This window comes from Pedobacter sp. MR22-3 (assembly GCF_026240075.1).
In the GTDB taxonomy this organism is placed as follows: domain Bacteria; phylum Bacteroidota; class Bacteroidia; order Sphingobacteriales; family Sphingobacteriaceae; genus Pedobacter.
In genome coordinates, this window is the sequence record NZ_JAPIVF010000006.1 from 119,891 (window position 1) to 142,785 (window position 22,895).

The 22,895-nt window shown below is 40.5% G+C and carries 17 protein-coding genes; 12 read left to right on the forward strand and 5 right to left on the reverse strand.

The features are described from left to right. Positions 1 to 80 precede the first annotated feature (80 nt). The 7 genes from OQ267_RS15745 to OQ267_RS22585 all read left to right on the forward strand — a co-directional run bounded on the left by OQ267_RS15745 (position 81) and on the right by OQ267_RS22585 (position 11,052). Positions 81 to 1,232 (forward strand): FecR family protein, encoded by a 1,152-nt coding sequence (locus OQ267_RS15745; protein ID WP_265836784.1) that lies wholly within the window; start codon positions 81 to 83, stop codon positions 1,230 to 1,232. 215 nt (positions 1,233 to 1,447) lie between these two features. After that, the gene (locus OQ267_RS15750; protein WP_265836786.1) at positions 1,448 to 4,831 is read left to right on the forward strand and encodes a SusC/RagA family TonB-linked outer membrane protein; all 3,384 of its coding nucleotides are present in this window, start codon (positions 1,448 to 1,450) and stop codon (positions 4,829 to 4,831) included. A gap of 15 nt (positions 4,832 to 4,846) precedes the next feature. Further along, the gene (locus OQ267_RS15755) at positions 4,847 to 6,490 is read left to right on the forward strand and encodes a RagB/SusD family nutrient uptake outer membrane protein (protein WP_265836788.1); all 1,644 of its coding nucleotides are present in this window, start codon (positions 4,847 to 4,849) and stop codon (positions 6,488 to 6,490) included. A 27-nt stretch (positions 6,491 to 6,517) separates the two neighbouring features. Beyond that, the gene (locus OQ267_RS15760; RefSeq protein WP_265836790.1) at positions 6,518 to 7,663 is read left to right on the forward strand and encodes a SusE domain-containing protein; all 1,146 of its coding nucleotides are present in this window, start codon (positions 6,518 to 6,520) and stop codon (positions 7,661 to 7,663) included. A 53-nt stretch (positions 7,664 to 7,716) separates the two neighbouring features. Continuing rightward, a complete protein-coding gene (locus OQ267_RS15765) occupies positions 7,717 to 8,832 on the forward strand; it encodes a glycoside hydrolase family 76 protein (protein ID WP_265836791.1) in 1,116 nt (371 codons plus the stop codon). A 616-nt stretch (positions 8,833 to 9,448) separates the two neighbouring features. After that, positions 9,449 to 10,714, forward strand: coding sequence for an NAD(P)/FAD-dependent oxidoreductase (locus tag OQ267_RS15770; protein WP_265836793.1), 1,266 nt, complete (start codon positions 9,449 to 9,451; stop codon positions 10,712 to 10,714). Positions 10,715 to 10,716: 2 nt separating this feature from the next. Further along, the gene (locus tag OQ267_RS22585) at positions 10,717 to 11,052 is read left to right on the forward strand and encodes a glycoside hydrolase family 2 TIM barrel-domain containing protein (protein WP_416348670.1); all 336 of its coding nucleotides are present in this window, start codon (positions 10,717 to 10,719) and stop codon (positions 11,050 to 11,052) included. Here the strand turns inward: OQ267_RS22585 and OQ267_RS15775 are convergent. The 5 genes from OQ267_RS15775 to OQ267_RS15795 form a co-directional block, all read right to left on the reverse strand. After that, on the reverse strand, positions 11,026 to 12,405 hold the full coding sequence (locus OQ267_RS15775) for a DUF3526 domain-containing protein (protein WP_265836795.1): 1,380 nt from the start codon (positions 12,403 to 12,405) through the stop codon (positions 11,026 to 11,028). The genes OQ267_RS22585 and OQ267_RS15775 overlap by 27 nt on opposite strands. Positions 12,406 to 12,412: 7 nt before the next feature. Then, on the reverse strand, positions 12,413 to 13,858 hold the full coding sequence (locus OQ267_RS15780; RefSeq protein WP_265818211.1) for an ABC transporter permease: 1,446 nt from the start codon (positions 13,856 to 13,858) through the stop codon (positions 12,413 to 12,415). After that, entirely contained in the window at positions 13,858 to 16,365 is a 2,508-nt protein-coding gene (locus tag OQ267_RS15785; RefSeq protein WP_265836797.1) for a TonB-dependent receptor, read from the reverse strand. The genes OQ267_RS15780 and OQ267_RS15785 overlap by 1 nt, the downstream gene beginning before the upstream one ends. 13 nt (positions 16,366 to 16,378) lie before the next feature. Continuing rightward, positions 16,379 to 17,074, reverse strand: coding sequence for an ABC transporter ATP-binding protein (locus OQ267_RS15790; protein ID WP_265836798.1), 696 nt, complete (start codon positions 17,072 to 17,074; stop codon positions 16,379 to 16,381). Positions 17,075 to 17,166: 92 nt separating this feature from the next. Next, positions 17,167 to 17,541, reverse strand: a complete 375-nt coding sequence (locus OQ267_RS15795) for a hypothetical protein (RefSeq protein WP_265836800.1) — start codon at positions 17,539 to 17,541, stop codon at positions 17,167 to 17,169. Between the two features lie 307 nt (positions 17,542 to 17,848). Between OQ267_RS15795 and ligD the strand changes: the two genes are divergently transcribed. The 5 genes from ligD (at position 17,849) to OQ267_RS15820 (ending at position 22,880) form a co-directional block, all read left to right on the forward strand. Beyond that, positions 17,849 to 20,548, forward strand: a complete 2,700-nt coding sequence (ligD, locus tag OQ267_RS15800) for a DNA ligase D (protein ID WP_265836801.1) — start codon at positions 17,849 to 17,851, stop codon at positions 20,546 to 20,548. Between the two features lie 45 nt (positions 20,549 to 20,593). Next, a complete protein-coding gene (locus OQ267_RS15805; RefSeq protein ID WP_088301499.1) occupies positions 20,594 to 20,890 on the forward strand; it encodes a Dabb family protein in 297 nt (98 codons plus the stop codon). A gap of 147 nt (positions 20,891 to 21,037) precedes the next feature. Then, positions 21,038 to 21,358 (forward strand): hypothetical protein, encoded by a 321-nt coding sequence (locus tag OQ267_RS15810; protein WP_265836802.1) that lies wholly within the window; start codon positions 21,038 to 21,040, stop codon positions 21,356 to 21,358. 89 nt (positions 21,359 to 21,447) lie between these two features. Continuing rightward, positions 21,448 to 21,645, forward strand: coding sequence for a hypothetical protein (locus OQ267_RS15815; RefSeq protein ID WP_088301497.1), 198 nt, complete (start codon positions 21,448 to 21,450; stop codon positions 21,643 to 21,645). Positions 21,646 to 21,719: 74 nt separating this feature from the next. Next, positions 21,720 to 22,880, forward strand: coding sequence for a DUF3095 family protein (locus tag OQ267_RS15820; RefSeq protein ID WP_265836804.1), 1,161 nt, complete (start codon positions 21,720 to 21,722; stop codon positions 22,878 to 22,880). The last annotated feature ends 15 nt before the right edge of the window (positions 22,881 to 22,895 follow it).

Here is a 22,895-nt window from a genome sequence, read left to right on the forward strand (position 1 = left end):
GCAATTTGTTTTAGTCAAGACACAATTTTCTACGGGCAAAATCCATTTCTGTGTCTCTATATTATATAGCCAAATATAATATGAAGCTGGATAAGACCAATTTTGACCAGATAGTGAACCGGTATTTAGCAGGCAAGGCAACTAAAAGGGAAATTGATTTCCTCCATGCTTATTATAATGCCTTTGAACAGGCATCTGATTTCACCAATCAGCTATCCGGTTCAGAAAGAAAAACACTTGAAGACAAGATTAATAGCAGTATAACAAAAGATCTTGGTACGATTGAACCGGTTATAAAAACAAATTTCACATTCTTTAAATACGCCGCTGCACTTTTGGTAGCAGCAATGTTATCAGTTTCATACTTTATCTTTACCCATACGCACAAGGATCAATCCGACAGACGGGGTTTGGCAAATAATAATTCATTGAATGCCGGGCAGATTGTATTAAAACTTGCCAACGGGAAAGAAGTTAAATTGGAAAACGATGGCCTCAGTAAAACCATTACTGAAAGTGGCACTACTTTCTACAGCGAAAAACCAGGTGAACTCAATTATATAACCAGTCTGTTGCAACCACTGGATACAGCTGCTTATAATGAGGTGAAAATTCCTTACGGGAAACAATTTAAAATCACCCTGGCCGACGGAACCCGGGTTTGGTTAAACGCAGCATCTTCTTTAAAATTCCCGGTTGCTTTTCAGTCAAAAGAAAGAGAGGTTTATGTCAGCGGAGAGGCTTATTTTCAGGTAAGAAAGGATGTTTCAAGACCATTTATCGTCCACACCAAACAAAGCCGGATAACAGTTACTGGAACCGAATTTAATGTAGCATCCTACCCGGATAGAAGTGAGGTAAAAACCACATTGATTGAGGGATGTATAAATATAACCTTTGCAAACCAGACCTTAAAACTAGTGCCCGGTGAAGAATCGATTAGTAACCTTGATAATCAACCGATCATCAAAGCCGAAGCCAATATTGAGAATACCATTGCCTGGAGATCAGGATATTTTGTTTTTGATCAGCCTTTAAAAGAGGTAATGAATATCCTTTCCAGGTGGTACGGTACTAAAATCATACTGGATAGAGAATTGGAAAATTCTACCGTGGCGGGAAAGTTTTCCAATAAAAGAAGCATCGAACAAATCCTAACTTATATAGGCCAGCTTAAGGGTTTTACTATTGATGTCAATGGAAAAATCATCGAACTGAAAAAACTAAACTAGTTGCACCTCAGTTCATCAGCTTTTTATGCCAAGAATCATAAAACGATTTATGTAACGCTTACCATTAATCCACTAACCAAATAAATTCATGAATCAATATCTGAACTACCTGAATCCTGATTAAAAATCAGTCGGCAATGTACTGGACAGCCCTGTAGATTTCGCCCTTAAATGATTTAATTAACCAAATATTTGCATAAATCCTTTCATTAAATATGTTTATAAACTATTTACTTAATCACTGCCAAAAACTTGCTTCCAAGCTCACACCGGTTTTCCTTACAAAAGTTATTGTCTTTGTAATGGTCTTCACTGTTGTAGAGGTAAATGCAAAGGCAACCTATGCACAAAGTGTTACCCTCAAACTGAACAGGGCCAGCATGACCGAAATTTTTCAGTCACTGATGAAGCAAACCGGATATGAATTTTTATATGAACCCGAAGAACTCGCTTCCTATAAAAACCAGCATTTCAACATCAGCAATGTACCTTTTAAAGAAGTGCTCAATCTCGTGCTAAAGGATAAACCCTTAACTTATAGCATTTTTGATAACGTTGTTCTGATCGAAAAAACAAAAAAACAACCACAGAAGTTTATCCTTGTAAAAGGTAAAGTTGTCGATGAAACAAACCAGCCTGTCCCAGGTGTCAGCATCAGGATCAAAGGCGGTGTGCCACTTGGGCAAACCGATACGAATGGAGAATTTAGCCTTCAGGTTCCCAATGATCAGGCTGTATTACAGTTTTCGGCAATCGGGTTCGAAACGCAGGAAAAAACCATAGGTGATGGAAACATAAAGATCGTACTCCAGTCGAGTATAAACAAAATGGATGAAGTGATCGTGGTAGGCTACGGTACAACAACCAGAAAAAGAATCGTCGGTGCGGTTGATCAGGTAAAGGCATCACAGCTGGCAAACCGCCCAACAGCAAACCTTACGCAAGCTCTGCAGGGTGCTGCTCCAAGTTTGAGTATCCAGCAGCGGAGCATGGATCCCAACGGAAATGTCATGAACCTGAATATCAGGGGAGTCAGCACCATGAACAGCAATTCTCCACTGATTGTAATCGATGGGCTGATCAGTGATGGAAGCAGTTTGAATAAGCTCAATCCGGCTGACGTTGAAAGCGTATCCGTGCTGAAAGATGCCGGGGCTTCTGCTATTTATGGCTCCAGGTCTGCAAACGGAGTTCTTTTGATCACAACTAAAAAAGGGGCCAAAAACCAGGCACCAGCCATCAGGTTGGATGGACAGTTCGGTGCGCAGGAACCGAAGATCCTCTTTAAACCCGTCACCGGATATCAAAATGCAACTTTGAAAAATCTCTCACTCACCAATGTTGGCCTGGCACCGCAGTTTAGCCCGGCTCAGCTTCTTGATCTCCATGCCCATGAAGGTGAAGAGGACTGGTACTTTAACCAGATTTTAAAAACCGCCATGCAACAAAACTATAATGTAAGTGTATCGGGCGGTGGTGAGCATACAACCTATTTGTTCTCAGGAGGCTTTTATGATCAGGCAAGCAACTTTGTAGGTAATTATGGCATAAAACGCTACAATCTTCGATCAAATATTACTGCTGAATATAAACGCTTTAAGTTCACCTCAATATTGACCTATACGCGCAATAATTCCAATGCCAGTACCGCAGCCAATGCAATCATCAATTCATCGCGGATTCCAACGTATTACTACTATAAAATGGTATCTCCCAGTGGCAAATACCTGGTGAATGATGTCCTCACAGACCAAAATCCTTTGGCTGAACTGAGAGATGGCGGTTACATCAGCTCAGATAATAATTATTTCAATGTAAATCTCGGCCTGGAAGTTAAATTGATTGATGGTCTGAAATTCCGTAGTGTGTTTGGTGCAGATGTATTTGCTGATCACCGTTTTACAAGGAGAAAACAAGTACCGCTCTATTCATCTGAAACGTCTGCAGTACCATTAGTGTATGTGAATTCCACCCGTAATACCGAAGACTATAATCAACAGGTTTCTTTACTCAACTATCAGCTTTTATTGGATTACAACAAATCTTTTGGCAGGCATAAAATTACCGGTTTGTTTGGTGCAACCAACGAATCGTACACCCGTCGTGCAAATGAAATCAAGTTTAAGTTTACTGACCCTATTCTGGGTACACCAACCACGGGAACTGAAATTGACCAGACCGGCAGTTATGGCTCTTTAGGCGGAACGACTGAAACCAGTATCAATTCTTTACTCGGCCGTGCTGGCTATTCTTATGATGACAGGTACACCGCAGAATTTAACTTTAGATATGATGGTTCATCTAAATTTGCGAGCGGATTTAGATGGGGCTTTTTTCCATCAGGATCCTTAGGCTGGTCACTTTCTGAAGAAAGTTTTCTCAAAGGATATAAAGAAAAGGTAGGGGATTTGAAGATCAGGGGATCTTATGGCTTATTAGGTAACCAGGATATCGATTCTTATCAGTTCCTCACCTCTTATACACCTTATACCAATTCATACGGTTTCAATAATACCGGCGTATCCGGTGCCGGATTTACTTTTGGAAACTCAAACCTGAGATGGGAAGTAACACATACGCTGAATATCGGTGTTGATGCAAACTTCTTTAATAAGGCATTATCGGTATCCTTTGATTACTTCAACAAAACCACAAAGGAGATTTTAATTACACCAGAAATCCCATCGGTATTCGGAACTACATTAAGTAAAACCAATGCTGGCCAGATGAAAAATCAAGGATGGGAACTTAGCTTGGGGTACAAGGTTAAAACAGGCGACTTTTATCATGATTTTAGCGGAAATGTTGGCGATTCGCGTAATAAAGTGTTAAGGTTTGTTGGTGATGAACAGATTTCCACAGCAGATAACATCAGTAAGATTACCCGCGTTGGCCTTCCTTTCAACTCCTACTATGGCTATAAAATAAGTGGTCTGTTCCAGGGGATGGAAGAGATCGAAACGTCTGCCCTTCCTGTGGGCATGAGTGCCTCGGACCTGAAACCCGGTGATGTGAAATATACAGACAGAAACGGTGATGGGGTAATTGATTCCAAAGACCGCTTTGTACTGGGCAATGCTTTTCCCCACTATACATTTGGCTTTAATTATAATCTCAATTATAAAGGCTTTGATTTTGGGATGTTATGGCAGGGCGTAGGCAAAAGGGATATGATGGTACGTGGAGAGCTTATTGAACCATTCCATGAAAACTATTCCTATGCTATTTATCAGCATCAGCTCAACTATTGGACCCCAACAAATACCGGCGCCACACAGCCAAGATTATCGCCGCCAGGTGCTGCATCAACGAAAAATAATTATCAGATGGGATCAGATCTTTACCTTTTCAATGGCAGCTACATCCGCCTGAAAAATATCCAGCTGGGCTATACCGTTTCATCAGCGTTCTCAAAAAAAGTTGGGATACAGAAATTCAGGGTTTTCGCAAATGCGCAGAACCTGCTCACTTTCAGTGCTAACTCATGGATTGATCCGGAATCATCAGAGTTTGATTCGAATATGTCTGGCGCTGCCAACAGTGCAAGGAACTATCCAACATTGAAATATTACGGATTGGGATTTAATATAGTACTCTAAAAAATGCGAAAGAATATGAAAATCAACATTAAGATCACAGGATATAGTTTCCTGATAATATTATGTGTACTGATAATCAATGGGTGCAATAAACTGGATACCGTTCCCACAAACAAATTTACGGATGCTAATTTCTGGCAGTCATTGGAAAATTCTGAACAAATGGTCAACATGGCCTACAATCAAATGTTTTCGGCCGACAAAATGTGGAATGATGAGGCATTGAGCGATAATATTTTTGAGGGCAGAAGCAATACGGCACAGCGCTCGATCAGGAATGGCACCGCTGATCCGAGTCTTGACCTTTTCGGCAGCGAATGGCAATGGGGTTACCAAGGCATTAAAAGTTGCCATGTTTATCTGGCAAATATAGACCTTGTACCAGGAATGGACCCTGCCTTAAAGAATAGAAGAAAAGCAGAAATCCGTTTTATCAGGGCTTCCATCTACTTCCGCCTGACAAATTTTTATGGTGCCGTGCCATTTTTCACAAAGGATATCAGCTTGGATGAAGCCAACAATATGACCAGGGCACCCAAGGCGGCAATTATGAGTTTCATCCATCAGGAACTTGATGATATTATTCCCCTGTTACCTAAAAAAGAAAATTTGTCTGCTGCAGAAAATGGTCGCATTACCAAAGGTGCCGCATGTGCATTCCAGGCCAGGGCCTATCTCTATGAAAGCAATTGGACAAAAACCGCTGAATACTGCCAAAAACTGATCAAAAATGCTGCTGAGTTCGGAACATATTCCCTTTTCTCAAACTATGCCGGAATCTTCACAGCCGCAAATGAATATAACAATGAAGTAATATTTGATTATGGATATGTTCCATCTTTGAAAACATGGGGTAAATTTTATGATGCAGCACCACTATCAGTAGGCGCAAGATTAAACGCTTATGCACCATTACAGGGTTTAGTGAATAACTACCTCACATTGAACGGATCTCCTATTGACAAAGATCCAAGCTATGATCCCGCCAATCCATATGTAAACCGCGACCCAAGGATGGCTGCCACCATCGTTTTCCATGGCGGTAAGTGGACCAATTTTAATGGAAAAGAGTCGACTATTTACATTAAACCTGGCACAGGCAGTAACGGAACCGAAAGGATGGATAACTATGTCAGTGCGAGTTCGAACTCAACCTCAACCGGTTATTATATCAAAAAGTATTATGACCAGACCTCAACGGCTACTTTCGATGCCGGACTTAACATTATCCTGTACCGGTATGCTGATATTTTGTTGATGTATGCCGAAGCTAAATTTGAGCTTGGAGAAATGGATGAAACCGTTTGGAACCAAACCATCAGGAGTATACGCACAAGAGCAGGATTTACTGCTGCTGCTGCATTAAATTTCCCTTCTGCATTGTCAACTGCGGACAGGCGTATGCTCATCCGAAATGAACGCCGCAGTGAATTGGCGCTGGAAGGCCTGCGTTACTTTGATATCATTCGTTGGAAAGCAGGTGCTCAATACTTTAACGGTTATGTCTATGGTGCGCGGTTTATCAACAATAATACCGAAGACATCCGATTGGACAATAGGAGGTTCGATGAGTCAAGAGATTATTTATGGTCTGTGCCAAGATCCCAAATGGATTTAAACAGCAACTTACAACCCAACAACCCTGGTTATGCAAACTAATTTTTTTAAGAATTCAAAAAAACTAATATGAAAACACAATTTAATATCCTTCTTTTCTTTTTCGTGTTTACCATGTTCGCTGCCTGTAAATCTGATGATATGATCTACAAAGATGCTAACGTTAATCCGGTAAATGCACTTTATGAGCCCGTGAATAATAAAACCATTAAACTATTATCCTCAGCAACAGCATCATTGTACTTTAACTGGGAGGCTGTAAGAGTTGAAGATAGTGGAGCAGCGCTTTATGAGGTTATTTTTGACAAGGTGGGAGGCGATTTCAGCAAACCTTTATTTCGTACCACCTCTGATAATAATGGTTATTCAAACGGAGCAACCATCACGCACAAGGTGTTAAACAAAATTGCTTCACTGGCGGGGATTGACCCTGGTACTACCGGAAATTTGATATGGACAGTTGCATCATCAAGAGGAATAAAAAGCGCATTATCAACCGAGAAAAGAACGATAAGCATCACCAGCTTAAATGGATTTGTTGATATTCCGGGTGAAGTTTTTATTACCGGAGAAGGGTCTGAAGGAGGTTCAACTCTTTCAGCAGCTTTACCATTTAAACTTACAGCAGGAGGCGAATTTGAAATCTATACTAAACTGGAAGCAGGAAAGCCATATTACTTTACAGATAGAAAAACCGGAACGCCGCGTATTTTTTATTCAACTGACAACCTAACACTCAAGGAGGCAGCACAAAGTGCAGCAATAACACCTGCAAAAACCGCAGTATACAGGATTAATCTTGATTTTTCTACCGCTACGCTTTCTTACACAGAGATAAAGAGTGTAGGCTTATGGTTCTCTCCAAGCAATGCAGTTATTCTGAACATGCCTTATCAGGGCAAAGGCATCTGGACGGGCACAGGTGTTATTAACTTCAAGGTTGAAAGCTGGGGTAAAGACCAACGTTATAAATTCCAACTGGTTACCTCTGTAAATGGCAGTGATGTAACCAAACAGATCGGCACACTCAACGGAACGGATTCACCTCCAAACGATGCCTCAGCACCATCTTATTACTTTGCAAGGCTTCTTGCAAACGTTACACAATGGGATGATAAGTGGAAGTTTGCCGATAAGGTAGATGGAAAATCAAACACGATCTCGCTAATGTTGAAAGGCGACGCTGACTATACCCATACAGTAAAGGTTAATTAGAAACCCTGCTGCGGACGGAGATTACCCATAACCGCAGCTTTAAATAAAAAATTATGAAAATATTTTCAATATTGCTGATCGGATCTTTATTTGTATGTAGCTGCAGCAAAATAAATGATGAATACCGGTACGGGCAGCCAAAAGCCGTGGATTGGTCTGCTGCTGCAAATAGCAGTACCAATGTTTTAATAAGTCAGTTTTGGAATAGTGAAGGCTATTTTAATTATGGCAGCAATGGCTCTGATAAAGGATTTCAATACTGGCCAAACGCCCATGCCATGGATGTACTGATCGATGCCTATAGCCGAACAGGGAACGAAACCTATAAACCATACTTCGATAAATGGTTTACCGGTGTAAAGCTGAAAAACGGAGGAACCTATCTTAATGTATTTTATGATGATATGGAATGGAACGCGCTAACAATGTTGAGATTATATCAGGTTACAAAAGAAGATAAATACCTGGCAGCGGTGAAAATTTTGTGGACAGATATTGCTGCAGGTTGGAACGAAACATACGCCGGAGGTGGTATTGCCTGGATGAAAACCCAGCCCTATAGCAAAAATGCATGTTCAAATGGCCCCGCCAGTTTGCTGGCTATCCGTTTATTTAACATAACTAAAGAGGAAAATTACAAACAATGGGCATTGAAGATTTATGAATGGCAAAAAAGTGTTTTGTTTGAAAGGGTAAGCGGTGCAGTTTATGATAACATTAACGGGAACACCAATGCCATCAGTCAGGTAGCTCTTACCTATAACCAGGGTACCTTTATGGCTTCTGCACTAGAAATTTATAGGGTAACTGGTGATAAAGCATATCTGAATGATGCACAGAAAGCAGCCAATTATACTTTAACCAAATGCATTGATTCCAGCAACAATATTTTAAGGAATGAAGGAACCGGGGATAACGCCTTATTTAAGGGGATTTTTATTCGCTATTTTCTTATCTTACTTCAACAAAGTGATCTGAATGACGCTTACAGAATTAAGTTTGAAACGTTTTTTAATAACAACGCACAGATTGCCTGGACCAAGGGCAATTATCCCGGAACATTGTTATTTGGCCCCTCGTGGAATGAGCCTCCCCTGGGAGAAACACAGCTGACTGCCCAGATCAGTGGCTGTATGATGATAGAGGCAAAAGCAACTTTCAAAAAATAAATATTGACTACATAACTTCAAACTTAGAAAAAGTCCTCCAAGCTTTTAAATTATAGTAAGGGGCCGAAAATTTATCGGCCTCTTATTTTTTTATTCATTATTAAAATAATCTATGTGAACCGATCCTTTCAAATAGTAAAAATAATAACCTTAAGTCTCTTCAAGACTAACTAGTTATTTTTTATTTACCTCTATCTCTATATTATCAATCGGAAGGGTTTTCTGGCTCAATGTCCAGGCTTATGGTAACAAACTTTGTTGTCTGGTTTATTCTTGATTTAAAAAATATCTCTTGCCAGCCGTGAATGAGATTGTTATTCGGCAATTTAGTGTCTGGGTCAATGGCCTCAAAATTGATTTAGAAAATTTTGTCCATAGGCACCACCTAAGTAGATTAAAAATAGAATGCTCAGAACAGGTCGTTTTTTATAAAATCACGAATTTAAATTCTTAAAAGCTAATAAACCATCAATTCATTGCAAATTAGTCAGATAAAATTGAATAAATCCTAACTTTATCGCTTAAAGTTTGTTCTGTTGTTATCAGGCGAAAATAGCGGTAGCGGTATTATATTTATAAAATTTGAACCCTCCGTGAACAGCATTAAAAATCTTATATGAAAAAAGTTGTCATCATTGGCGGTGGCTTTGCAGGGCTTAACCTGGCTAAAAAGCTATCAAAAAGCACATCACATCAGGTTACCCTTGTAGATCAGCATAATTACCATTTCTTTCCACCACTATTATATCAGGTTGGGACTGCTTTTATTGAAGCATCCAACATTATTTATCCTTTCAGGAAAATGTTTCATAATCAAAACACCCGCTTTTTTATGGGGGTATTGAAAGAGCTACTTCCTGAACAGCATAAGGTGGTGACTGATAATGGTACACTTGATTATGATATTCTGGTACTGGCAATGGGGACGGAAACCAATTTTTTCGGAAATGATCGCATTAAGGAGCATGCTTTGCCCATGAAAAGTATTGACGATTCGCTCCGGATGCGCAATCATATCTTACTTCAGCTGGAAAAAGCAGTGCGGTCTGATCAGGATATTGACAAAAAGAGACTTTCCAGTATTGTCATTGCAGGTGGCGGACCAACAGGTGTTGAGCTTGCCGGCATGATGGCCGAAATGGGTAGTCATATCATTAAAAAAGATTATCCGGAAGCAAAATCTGGTTTGGGTAAAATCTATCTGGTTGATGGCTTGCAAACACTTCTGGCACCAATGAGTGATAAAAGCCAGGCAGAGGCCATTAAGGTGCTTAAAAACCTTGGTGTAGAAATTATGCTGGGTAAACTAGTGCAGAATTACGATGGACAGGTGGTATCACTTTCAGATGGTACGGAGATCGAAGCAGCAACCTTAATCTGGGCTTCAGGTGTAATCGCCCGCGAAGTTCCGGGGCTGCCAAAAGAGGCGATAGGAAAGGGGCGAAGGATTCTTGTGGATGCATTTAATCAGGTGGAAGGCTTGAAAGGCGTTTATGCCATTGGTGATCAGTGTATGCAGTTGAGTGATGCTGCCTTTACCAACGGACATCCTCAACTCGCGCAAGTGGCCATCCAGCAAGGTGATTTGCTGGGCGAAAATTTGTCGGCGGTTGATCATGGCAAACCAATGAAGGCCTTTAAATATAATGATAAGGGCTCAATGGCCATTATTGCCAAGTTTAAGGCGGTGGTCGATTTGCCAAAAGGATTTTTCAGGGGATTTTTTGCCTGGCTGGTTTGGTTATTTATCCATATTATTCCAATTGCTGGTTTCAGGAACAAAGCGAAGCTGGCTTTCAACTGGTTATGGAGTTTCATTACCAATGACCCAACTTTAAGGCTCATCATCCGGCCAGATGATGAGGTAGAGAAAAAATATTAGTCATTAATGGCTATCGTGATGCACATCTCGCCTGGATGGTAGCTTTAGTGGGGCACGATAAAAACCACGCTGCAGTAATTTTCTGGTCTTTAGGAAATGAAGCCGGTAATGGAAAGCCATTTTTGATCTTTAAAACCGGGAAAAAACGAGATACAATTTGCCCGTACAATATGAAACAGGCTCACCAGAAAGATCAGAATACCGATCATTATTATTTATTTAACTTCCTTAATGCCTTAGATATCATGGTGCAAAAACGAGTCATAGCATTTCGCTACGACTCGTTTTCAGAAGTTTCTACCTTACCAAGGTTACCTGGTATCTGTATTTCTCATTAAAGCACTGCCTTTTAGGTTTCTAACCGCAAATGTACCCATAATCAAGGTCCAGATTAATAAAGGTAGAAGCCTGCTCCAGTCATGAATCTTCGTTGGAATGAATTTTTTTAATCCAACGCTTTTAATATCTGTAGAGGCGATGTCTTTTTCCTGAAAGATACTGGGGTAGAAGTGCAGGCGAATTTTTTCATGATTATCTCTTACCTTTTGTTGAAATTCGAGGTGTGCACTCAAGTCAGATCCGGCCAGCTCATTTACCGCCAGCTGGGTTTGAATGGTCGGAAAAAAAAGTGCAGCTATGTTGGTGAAATGCTGACGGGATGCTAATTTACGAGCTACTGCCAACCGGCTTTTTATCGCCTGGTCATCACCCATTTGCTGCATGCCATAATACCAGAACCAGCTAAAAGTTTTATCGGCCGGAAAAGGATATTTCTTTAACTGCGGATAGTGTTCAAAAAAGGGTTTCATGGTAACTTCCTTTGGCATATCCCACTTTTCATGATAACCCTCGCGTTGGTTAATTACATTCTGTAGCGCTTCAGGCACGCCGTATTTTTGGGTTAGAAAAAGATTTAAAGATGCGGGGATTACAATGCACATGGCTACCCAGATGGCTACCAGAGCGGATGCATTATAGCTGGAAGAACGCCCTAATGAAACGATAAAGATTGAAACCGCAAACCAGAAAGCCAGGTATAGGATGATTAATCCCGTAACGGCTGCCAGGGTGGAGTCTACAGGTAAATGCAAGTAAATAACCGCTGCGGTAAGTAGTAAAAAGGCTACTGCAAAAACAGCTGCTATCCTAATCAGGAATTTTCGCCAGATCACTTTTGTCAGTGCATTGGTTTGCGATTTAAGTAAGGACCATATGCCACTTTCCTGCAGTTCTGAAATGAGGTTGTAAGTGAAAGCAATAATCACAAGGGGAAACAAAAACAGGTACACAAAGCTCAGGTCCATATTGCCTAAAAGCATGCTTACCGGATTGGTGATATCGGTATCATAAAGCTGTCCTTCTATGCCCAGCATCGTTACCGATATTAGATAAGGATTCACATCCCGCTGACCGTTCGCGAAGGCTGCCCATCGATCCGGTAAATTGACAGTAGAGAATTTGTTATGGAAGAAAATCAACCCGATGTCCTTGTTAAAATGCTTGATATTGTCAAGCGTGTTTTTCTTTTGCAATACGGCTGCCTTTTCAATTACTGACTGCTGGTTGGCAATAAACGTTTTTCCAAAATATAATCCGGCAACGCCGGTTAGCAGCAATACCAAAATGCCTATCCAGGCCGAACGATTTCTGAAGAAAAGTTTAAATTCTAAAATGGAGGTGCTTTTTTTCATAATGATGTTAGATGGTTTTAAGCCATTTAGATGAATATTGGAGAAAGAACAGAATGGTAATGAACCAAACGAACAAAGCCACCAGCGATAGCAGTTCATGGGTTAAAACATGACTCAAATGATCAAATTTATAATTGAAATCAGGTTGTTCTGCCCAGTTGGATTTACTGATAGACAATGGCTTTTCATGTTCACCAGGTGCATGGTTACTAATTTTATCGATTTGAAGTTTGTTCATTTTCTGCGCCAATCCATACCGGTAAGCCTCAGCCTGGTTCTGGAAATCAACATAAGTTTTAAAATCCGATGCCGTTAGGGCCATAGAAATTTGTTTCAGTGATAAATAAGGGTTGAACAAACCGGCAAATACGGTAAAGCTGTTTTGCTTATCGAAAGTATTATTCAGCTGCCGCTGATGATCGCTGTAAATGCCCGAAGTAATTCTTTCGCCTTCTGCCATAATATAACCGCCATAATTAAAGGGCAGTTTTTTCACATCATCAACCTGATACTTCTGCAATAACGAATCTTTAATGGCTGCAAAATGCGGATCATTCGGGTCGTGGCTATCACCTTGTTTCTGGATATCCGAAGATATGGCATCCGCAAATTCAATTTTGGAAGGAGTGGGGTGAATTTTGGTACCAATGGCCTGAATGATTCTCGGCATTAAGATGACGAAAAATATCCAGCAGGATAGTAAGGTAATCAATGCGGTTTTAGAGCTTCGCTGAAAGGCAGAAACCAATATGGTCAGGGCAGAAACAATGAAAAAGTAAATGGAATAGCTTAAAATTAAAATCACCAGCCGAAGCGTTGCATCTAAACTGATTTGCCAGTTACTTAATGATGCCCAAAGCAAAATCGTCAACAGAATGAGCGGGATAAAAATGGTAAGGACTACGCCAATGATGCCCAGTGTTTTACCCCAAAGCAGTTTTTTCCAGCTGACGTTCTGACAAAGCAAAATTTTCAGGGTTCCCGATTCACGCTCGGCAGAAATACTATTGTAGCCCAGAAAAAAGATGAGTAGCGGAACCAGTAATTGCAATACCATCGCAATACTGATCTCTCCAAAGCGCAGCATTCCGTTCGAAAAACCGGCCTCACTGAAATTTACTGTATTTTGCTTATGTGCTTCCAGAAAAATAGAAACACCGGCAAAGCTTTCAATCCCAAAGTCGAAGAAACTCAGTTCATGTTTTTCACGAAAAGCAAGATAGCCATAATGTGCCATCCGGTGTGGATGTTTATCCGGTTTGGCCAGCCACTGTGCCCTGACCATATTTTTATAGTAGAGCCTTTGATTATTTTGTGTTTTAAAATTCTGCCAGCCTACATAGGTAGCCAGGCCAAGCGAAAGTCCCAGCAAAATGGTCAGCACTAATGTAGCTTTATTTCCAAAGGTTGATTTGTACGTTTGTTTGGCAATGGTTAAAGTGATATTTGGCATTAGATTCTGTAGGTTACATTAAACATGACATTTCTTGGTGTACCAGGGAAAAGGCGCAGGTAATTCTGGGCACCCACCCAATAAGTTTTATTGAAGATGTTATTGATATTCATGGCCAACTGAACTCTTGATGCTGCCGGACTGTAATAAATGGCGGCATCAGCTACGGTATAGGCGGGCAGCGTAAAATCTCTGATATACAGGGGAAGTTTATTACCGCTGTATTGTAATCCTGCGCCAATTCCTACTCCCTTTAAAAGCCTGTTTTCGAGGTTGTAACGCGTCCATAAGCTGGCACTGTGTTTAGGTGTATTTTGCACACGCTGGCCGATGATCAATGGATCAAGATCTTCGGTTACAATGGCATCAACATAACTATAGCCGATGTTAAATTGCCAGTTTGGCCTGATAAAGCCAGAAGATTCCACCTCAATTCCCCTGCTTCGCTGCGCACCCCGTTCAATTAAGCGATTTACATCAAAAGGATCATTGGCATTCATCAACAGGTTTTTCTGGTTAATTTCAAACAGGGAAACATTAACCATCAGATTGCCCCCAAGCCATTCAGATTTGGCACCCAATTCTTTCAGGTTACTTTCAAGGGGTTTAAAATTGGAACCAGCTGGCGGCGGAACAATAACCAGACTGGATGTGTTTCCTTGTGGCTGGTACCCCTGAAGATAGGTTCCGTAAATGTTGATGTGTGAATTTACCGCATAGGTAATGCCAAGCCTTGGCAACAACTTGTGCCGGCTGATTTTACTTTCATTTGAAAGCTGGTAATTGGCGTAATCTTCATACCATTCCTGTCTGAGTCCTAATGTTAAAGTTAACTGATCATATTTGATCTGATCCTGAAGATAAATGCCATTAATGAGGTAATAGGATGGGGCAATTTCTACTTTAGAGAAGACATAATCATTCAGGTTTTTCAGGGTATAAGATGGATTGGCGAGGTTAAAATGTTCCACATTAGGAACCGGTGCATTCACGCCATTTACCACCTTAAATTGATAAAGGTCTTTTTTAGTTACATCATATCGGGTTGCAATGGTACCGTCTTTCAAGCGATAGCCCTGAGCCGTATTGATCCCACCACCTCTTAATTTTTGATTCACAATGTGGTCGTAACCCACTACAATCTTATGCGCTAACCCAAAAGTACGGGTATTGATAGCCAGATAAGTACTGAGATTATCGGTGGCAAATTTTTGCTGACGCTGAACGGCAATCATGCCGGCCAGACTGCGGATGGGCTGGTTATTTTCATCAACTGCAAAGGCATTGTTGGTACGGTGCTCCACTAAATCCTCGCTCCAGTTTTGTTTCATATAAGCCATGTTGAAAGAAATGTCTTTTGAAATTTTATGCGAGAAATTAGCCATCAGCATCAGGTCTTGCGTATTAAACTTATCATTACTGGCCCCCAGGTTAAAATGGATGGGAGTACTGTTCAGATCCGTTTTACCGGCTATTGCGCCAAAAATAGGCTGGCCGCGATCCAATCTCGAATTGCTGTTGTTCATCACCACTTCTACATTTAAGCTGGTTTTATCGTTAGGAATGTAGGAGAAGGATGGTGCAATAATGTACCCCTTTCTAAATTGCAGGTCTCTAAAGCTTTTGCTATCTTCATAACCTAAATTCAGGCGGTAGAGCAAGGTTTTTTCAGCGTTTAAAGGACCGGTAAAATCCAGTGCGCCACGAACGGTACTGAAGCTTCCGCCAGAGATGCTGATTTCTTTCCGGTGTTCACTTAAAGGTTTTTTAGTAACCAGATTGATGCTTCCACCCGGATCAACACTGGAGAATGTGGCACTTGCCGGGCCTTTAATGACCTCAATTCTTTCCAGGTTATTGGTTAGTGGCTGGTTAAAATAATTTTGGCGGGTGCGCATCCCGTTGATGATTGTTCCTTCTTCGTTCTGGTTAATACCACGAATAGAAAACTGATTGTAAAAACTACTTTGCGACACACTGGTTACATTTTTAACCGCATCGGAAAGCACGGCAGCCTGTCTGTCGGCAATCAATTCTTTTGATATGGATGAAATGGCCTGTGGAATATCCTTATTCAAGGTAGCCGTTTTGGTTGCCGAAAAAGAATAGTTACCGTAATACTTTTTGGCATTGGTACCTACCACTTCTACCGTTTGCAATTCTTCATTCGCTGGTGTTAAAACGATAGGGTCTAATTTTAAACCATCAGAACTATTGAGGAGATAATTCTGCGAAAAGCTACTGTAGCCTACTGCACTCACTGTAATCGTATAATTGGCTGGTTTTGGCAGGATAATGGAAAAAAATCCTGCTGAATCGCTGCTGAGATTTAACTGGTCTTTACCGCTTTTGAATCTGATGGTCGCCTTGTTGATTCCGTTGCCTTGCAGGTCATTGACCTTCCCGGTAACCTGAACCTGTGCGGTGGCAGCGAGGGTTATAATATTGAAAAATAAAAAAAAGGATATTAACCGCCATATCTGACGGGGTTTATTGATTTGATCCATTAAAACGTTGTTATTAAATGGTTTGTAAGTATAATTCCTGAAGATCTGAAGCTGAAATTTCACTGGCTTTTAAGGTGTGAATCAGTTCGCCTTGTTTCATAATGCCAATATGTGTGCCTAAGCTTACCGCATTGAAAATATCATGCGTGGCCATCAGGATGGATTTACCTTCCGATGCAAGTTTTTTAACCAGTTCGGTAAATTCTGCTGTAGCCTTAGGGTCGAGTCCGCTGGTGGGTTCATCCATGAGAATGATCTTTGCATTTTTAGCCACGGCAATGGCAATGCCTACTTTCTGGCGCATGCCCTTGCTAAATCCTGCCAGGTGTTTGTGGTGGGCGATAGATTGCAAACCACAATTGGTTAAAAACTGAATTAATTCCTGCTCACGATAATCGAAACCCGCCAGTTTAGAAAAGTAATCCAGGTTTTCTATGGCAGAGAGATTTCCGTAAAGCATCACTACTTCCGGGATATAGGCAAGGTGTTTTCGACGTTGATGATCATCCACAGAAACCTCTTCGTTGTCAATTAAAATTTTTCCGTTACTGGGTGCTATAAAGCCCAGAAATAAGTTTATGGTGGTCGTTTTACCGGCACCGTTCTGCCCCAGCAGGCAGTATACCTCACCCTGATTAACAGTAAGGTTTAATTGATTAAGGGCTTGATATGATCCGTAATTTTTGGATAATGCAATGGCTTGAAGCATAAAAATCAAATATAAATGAGTACTGTAGGCCCTTGCAGGCTTACAATGGATAGAAAATTAATGATATTAAAGTATACTCCTGAACAGGTGTATTAAGCGATAAAGCTGGGCGGACCCTTATTGGCCGCTGAAAGAATATAAGTAACAGGATGTCTCCTGGAATACCTGAAATGAAAATCTGAAGCCATTTCCTGCTTCACAACAGTAACATCAGGTTGTGTTAAAGTGCAGTCATGCCCCTGCTGCTTCAGTACCTCACAAAGTTTACAGTTGATTTTATAGGCTTTGAATTGAGTGGATGACTGTGTCTGTTCGTAAGCCGAATGGCGGTAATTAGCTGCATCCGGTTCATGATGGTGAAGTGCCTGGATCAGCAGGGCACTGGCAAATAATATCAATAACAGAAATGCCCTGATCTGGGTAAACTCTTTTTTACGATATAATTTTATTGCCTTTTCCAATTGCAACAAAGATACATTTATGCCAAAACTTTTAGTATGTTTTTTTATTTTTTTGTTAAAACCCGAATGATAAGGTTTCAATCCGCATGTATGTGGGGGGGGAAAACTTGAGCCTTGATTAATTCAATGACCTGAAATTGAATACATGGCGCCACGTTTCTGGTGCATGAAATTTGGAAACTGATCAATTAACAACCTTAAATTTATGGTTATACCTGATTGAAAAACCTTTTCTGTTTCCGCACTGTTTTAAAGTTTTCTAATCACCATCCACTATTGCGGAATAGTGGGAACATTTATAAATACATGCCTCATGGGACTGAAACAATACGAAGCCAAGCGCAATTTCAATAAAACGGCAGAGCCTAAATCAGGGAAAAGCACAGATAAAAATAAATTACAGTTTGTGATTCAAAAACATGATGCTACCCGTTTACATTATGATTTCCGTTTAGAAATGGATGGGGTATTAAAAAGCTGGGCTGTGCCGAAAGGTCCGTCAACCGATCCTAAAAACAAGCGGTTAGCCATGATGGTTGAAGATCATCCTTTTGATTATAAAGATTTTGAAGGCATCATTCCGAAAGGCGAATATGGCGGCGGAACAGTAATTGTATGGGATGAAGGAACCTATGAACCGATAGAAACAATTAAAGGAAAAAAAGCGCAGGAAAAGCATCTGTTAGAACAACTGGAAGCGGGTTCCGTTAAAATCAAACTTAACGGGCAAAAACTCAAAGGCGAATTTGCCTTGGTGAAAACAAAAGGCATGGGTGAAAACGGCTGGCTCCTGATTAAGCATAAAGACGACTTTGCCAGTACCAAAGATATTACCAGGCAGGATAAATCGGTACTGTCCGGAAAAACCATCCATGTGATGGAAAAATCATCAGAAAAGGTTTGGAAGGACGGCAAAGAACAGGAGGTAAAGGTTAAGAAAAAAGCCCCGGCAGAACAAATCAGTGCTAAAGCAGAAACCATTGGTGATCAGGAAGTGGTTGACGTAAAGAAACTTTTGAAAAAAATACCAAAAACAGCCATTCCAACCGCTATAAAACCTATGCTGGCTACATTGGTTGATGAACCTTTTGATGATGAGGGTTGGCAATACGAAGTAAAGTGGGATGGATACAGAGCACTGGCCGCTATAAATAAAGGGAAAGTGGAACTGTTTTCCAGAAACAACAAATCTTTCAATGATAAATTTTATCCCATTTATGATTTACTCGGCAAATGGAAAATCAATGCCTTAATTGACGGCGAAATACTCGTGTTAAATGAAAAGGGCATCTCGAAGTTTGGATCTTTGCAAAACTGGCGTAGTGAAGCAGATGGTGAACTCATTTTTTATGTGTTTGATTTATTGTGGTATGATGGTAAGAACCTGATGGAGCTTCCCTTGTTTCAGCGGCAGGCCATTTTAAATGAAGTGCTGCCTGCTAACGATGATCGGGTACGTTTGGGTAAAGTGTTTAAGGCCAGTGGAATTGATTTTTTTGCAGCGGCAACAAAGATGGGACTGGAAGGTATCATCGCAAAAAAAACAAACAGTACCTATGTTTCTGACCGGAGATCGAAAGAATGGTTAAAGATTAAGGTCAGCAAAAGGCAGGAAGTGATTATTGCCGGATTTACCAAAAATGAAGATACTTCAAAAGCATTTAGTTCCCTGTTGCTCGGTGTGTATGACAAGGGGAAACTGCAATATGTTGGAAAGGTTGGAACGGGTTTTTCTGATCAGCAACAAAAAGACATGATCAGGCAGTTTGAGCCCTTAATCATCACTAAAAGTCCTTTTGATGAATTGCCTGATGTAAATAAACCTTCACGTTTCAGGCCAAATCCGCCAAAGGCAAAGGCCACCTGGCTAAAACCAGAGCTGGTATGTGAGGTGGCTTTTACCGAAGTGACGGATGATGGCGTATTCAGGCATCCATCTTTCCGGGGCATGCGTGAAGATAAAAAAGCGAAAGATATTATTCGCGAAGAAGAGATCGCTACAGAAGAGATTATCGGCGGTAAAGCCCCTGAAATTGAAAAGCATAGCGCAGCCATCAAAGCACCTCAACACAGCGGGCACAAAACATTACTCAATCCGAAAGAACAAACACAGGTTCGAAAAATAAAAGGTCATGAATTAAAGTTTACCAATCTGAGCAAAGTTTACTGGCCTGATGATCAGGTAACCAAAAGGGATATGTTCAACTATTATTATCAGGTAGCTGATTACATTTTACCTTATCTGAAAGACCGCCCGCAATCCTTAAACCGTTTTCCAGGGGGCATCAACGGGAAGAGTTTTTACCAGAAGGATGTGAAAGGGAAGGCACCTGAATGGGCCAAAACTTTCCCGTATGAAAATGGCGAAGGTGAGAAAAAGGAATATCTGGTGGGTACTGATGAAGCTTCCCTGCTGTGGATGGCGGGTTTAGGCTGTATTGAAATGAACCCCTGGTTCAGCAGGGTTCAGAAACCCGATCATCCTGATTACTGTGTGATTGATCTTGATCCGGATCAGCATTCATTTGATCAGGTGGTGGAAGCCGCGCAGGTAACGAAAGAAATCCTCGATGCCATAGATGTTCCTTCTTATTGTAAAACATCAGGTTCTACCGGAATGCACATTTACATTCCCTTAAATGCCAAATATAATTACGATCAAAGCCAGATGTTTGCAAAAATGATAGTCAGCCTGGTTCAAAAGCAGATCCCAGACTATACTTCGCTGGAAAGAATGATTCCGGCCAGGAAGGGAAAAATGTACCTTGACTTTCTTCAGAATCGTCCGGGTGCCACCATTGCCGGACCATATTCCCTTCGGCCAAAACCCGGTGCCACTGTTTCAATGCCTTTACACTGGGAAGAAGTGAAAAAAGGTTTAAAAATGAAAGATTTCAATATTTTTAATGCGATGGATCGTTTAAAAGATGAAGGAGATTTGTTTAAAGGTGTTCTAGGAAAGGGAATTGATTTAAAAAAGGCTGTAAATAAAGCAAAGACTGTCTTCGGATAGAAAAGAATACCCATACATTTCTATATTTGAAAAAAAATTGAATAAATGATTGCACACCATGTTTTATTTTGGCTTAAAGCCGATATGACCGAAACGGAGAAAGCCGCTTTCCGTAAGAGTTTAGAAACCCTTGAACAAATTGAAGAAGTAAAAACTTTTCATTTGGGTACGCCGGCACCTATTGAACGTGCCGTAGTAGATAGCAGTTATACATTTAGTTTACTGCTACTCTTTGAAGATCTGGCCGGCCATGATGTTTATCAGGTCCATCCGCTGCACAAAGCCTTTCTGGATGAATTTAAAGTATATTTTGAAAAGGTAATCATTTACGATGCTAACTAAATCATATTAGAATTAAATGCCGGCACGATCCGGCATTTTTTATGAACAGGGATGAGTAGAATTTGACCTAAAATTTATGGCATTTTATTTGGAATTATTCTAAATAGTGTGATATTTGTTTACATTCATAATTTAATTTGAAAATTGATGTGTAAAACAACTATCCTCGCTCATAATGAAAATATCACGATTGCTCAATGCAATAATTGTAAGGTGCTTAATATCTGGCGTGCGGGTGTACTGATGAATTTTTCATTTGAACAGTTTAATGCCTTTTGCACGGCTACCAAAAAATTATGCTTCGATGATTATCTCGAAATTCGCCCCGATGGCAAAGAAGTCGTCATTCTGTCAACACCTTTTCCTGATATCAGCCTGGTGTTTACCCGGGAAGAATGGCAGGAATTTTTTATTAAAATTGATGAAGCCTTGTATATGAAAAGGATTTATGAATTGGTATATTATTAAATCATTTGCCAGAAAACGCACTGCTGGTATATTTTTTTCAGTTGAAATCCGGATGCATTTACTTTCCGTAAGTAAAAAAAAACGCGATCATGGAAAAATATGCTACACAAATTAAAAGGGCATCTGTCAGCAGGCATCAGCTGGAAAAGATAAAGGTAGGTGATTTTGTAGCGGATGAGTTCGGCAAATCAGGAAAGGTTTGTGAAATTGAAAAAATCCACTACAGTTACGAATTGCATTACTATTTTCACTTAGGCAAATCCGGAACCATCCTGGTGATCATTTAAATCATAAACATTTTTGGTTTAATTGCGCTACAAACATCTGCTTTAGCTATATTGTAGCATCATTATCAGTTTTTATGCCTTCAAAACAGGATCATTTCTATTCCAATCTGGTCATTAATAAGTTAAATTTAAGCAGGTTACTGCTGAGGAGAAAGTTGTTTAAGGATATTCCTGAGGATTGGTGTGTGATCATAACGGATATAAAAAGCTCTACACAAGCCGTAAATTCTGGTTTGCATGAAGAGGTGAACCTTGTGGCAACCGGCAGCATTGTAACCGTACTCAACATCGCATATAAAGCCGGTATTTTAATTCCATTCTTTTTTGGTGGTGACGGCGCTACCTTCATTGTGCCATCTAGTATTATAGAAAAGTGCATGAAAGCCTTATTAAGGTACCGTGCCAGTACAATGGATAATTTCAGACTGGAGTTAAGGGTGGGTATGATCAGGGTTAAGGAAATTTACCATCAGGGCCATTCGCTTAAAATCAGCAGGCTGAACAGTGGTGAAACATTTTCCATTCCGATTATCTTAGGTGATGGACTGGAGTATGCCGAGAAAATGATCAAGGGTGATGATTATTTGTTTTCAGATCACGACAGTAGCGATGAAGAAATTGATTTAACAGGTATGCAGTGCCGCTGGGACAAAATCCTTCCCCCGGAACATAGTGATGAAGTGGTCACACTGATTGCCGTTGCTCGTGACATGAATAAACAAGCTGAAGTGTTTAGTAAGGTTATTCATCGCCTGGATCAGATTTACGGTTCTCCCGAAAAGCGCAAACCCATATCTATCCCCAAACTGGTATTCAAAACCTCTTTCAATAATCTGGGCAGGGAAATGCGGCATCGTTTAGGTAAAATAAAATGGCTGGAACTGGTTAAAAACTGGTTCGTAAATATGTATGCCTTTGTGTATTTCAGAACGGACAGCGGAAAAAAATACCTGCAGCAACTGGTTGAAATGTCTGATACACTGGTAATAGATGGCCGGATCAATACCGTAATTACCGGGACAGAAAAACAGCGTTTGGCCTTACAGAAGGCCCTTCAGCATTTAGAAGATACCGGAGAAATATCTTTTGGTATCTATGTCAGCGGCGAATCTGTCATGTCTTGTTATGTGCGTGATTTTGAAGATGAGCATATTCATTTTGTGGATGGGGCAGACGGTGGTTATACCAAAGCCGCCGGAATTTTAAAGCAGAAATTAAGGGAAAAACAGGTTTAAGAATCCCTGTTCTGT

Excerpts from the sequence above, each read along its gene's own strand:
- OQ267_RS15810 (WP_265836802.1), top strand. The coding sequence starts at position 21,038 with ATGTGTAAAACAACTATCCTCGCTCATAATGAAAATATCACGATTGCT.
- ligD (WP_265836801.1), top strand. The coding sequence starts at position 17,849 with ATGGGACTGAAACAATACGAAGCCAAGCGCAATTTCAATAAAACGGCA.
- OQ267_RS15785 (WP_265836797.1), bottom strand. The coding sequence starts at position 16,365 with ATGGATCAAATCAATAAACCCCGTCAGATATGGCGGTTAATATCCTTT.
- OQ267_RS15755 (WP_265836788.1), top strand. The coding sequence starts at position 4,847 with ATGAAAATCAACATTAAGATCACAGGATATAGTTTCCTGATAATATTA.
- OQ267_RS15760 (WP_265836790.1), top strand. The coding sequence starts at position 6,518 with ATGAAAACACAATTTAATATCCTTCTTTTCTTTTTCGTGTTTACCATG.
- OQ267_RS15780 (WP_265818211.1), bottom strand. The coding sequence starts at position 13,858 with ATGCCAAATATCACTTTAACCATTGCCAAACAAACGTACAAATCAACC.
- OQ267_RS15745 (WP_265836784.1), top strand. The coding sequence starts at position 81 with ATGAAGCTGGATAAGACCAATTTTGACCAGATAGTGAACCGGTATTTA.
- OQ267_RS15820 (WP_265836804.1), top strand. The coding sequence starts at position 21,720 with ATGCCTTCAAAACAGGATCATTTCTATTCCAATCTGGTCATTAATAAG.
- OQ267_RS15775 (WP_265836795.1), bottom strand. The coding sequence starts at position 12,405 with ATGAAAAAAAGCACCTCCATTTTAGAATTTAAACTTTTCTTCAGAAAT.
- OQ267_RS15805 (WP_088301499.1), top strand. The coding sequence starts at position 20,594 with ATGATTGCACACCATGTTTTATTTTGGCTTAAAGCCGATATGACCGAA.
- OQ267_RS15750 (WP_265836786.1), top strand. The coding sequence starts at position 1,448 with ATGTTTATAAACTATTTACTTAATCACTGCCAAAAACTTGCTTCCAAG.
- OQ267_RS15765 (WP_265836791.1), top strand. The coding sequence starts at position 7,717 with ATGAAAATATTTTCAATATTGCTGATCGGATCTTTATTTGTATGTAGC.
- OQ267_RS15790 (WP_265836798.1), bottom strand. The coding sequence starts at position 17,074 with ATGCTTCAAGCCATTGCATTATCCAAAAATTACGGATCATATCAAGCC.
- OQ267_RS15770 (WP_265836793.1), top strand. The coding sequence starts at position 9,449 with ATGAAAAAAGTTGTCATCATTGGCGGTGGCTTTGCAGGGCTTAACCTG.
- OQ267_RS15815 (WP_088301497.1), top strand. The coding sequence starts at position 21,448 with ATGGAAAAATATGCTACACAAATTAAAAGGGCATCTGTCAGCAGGCAT.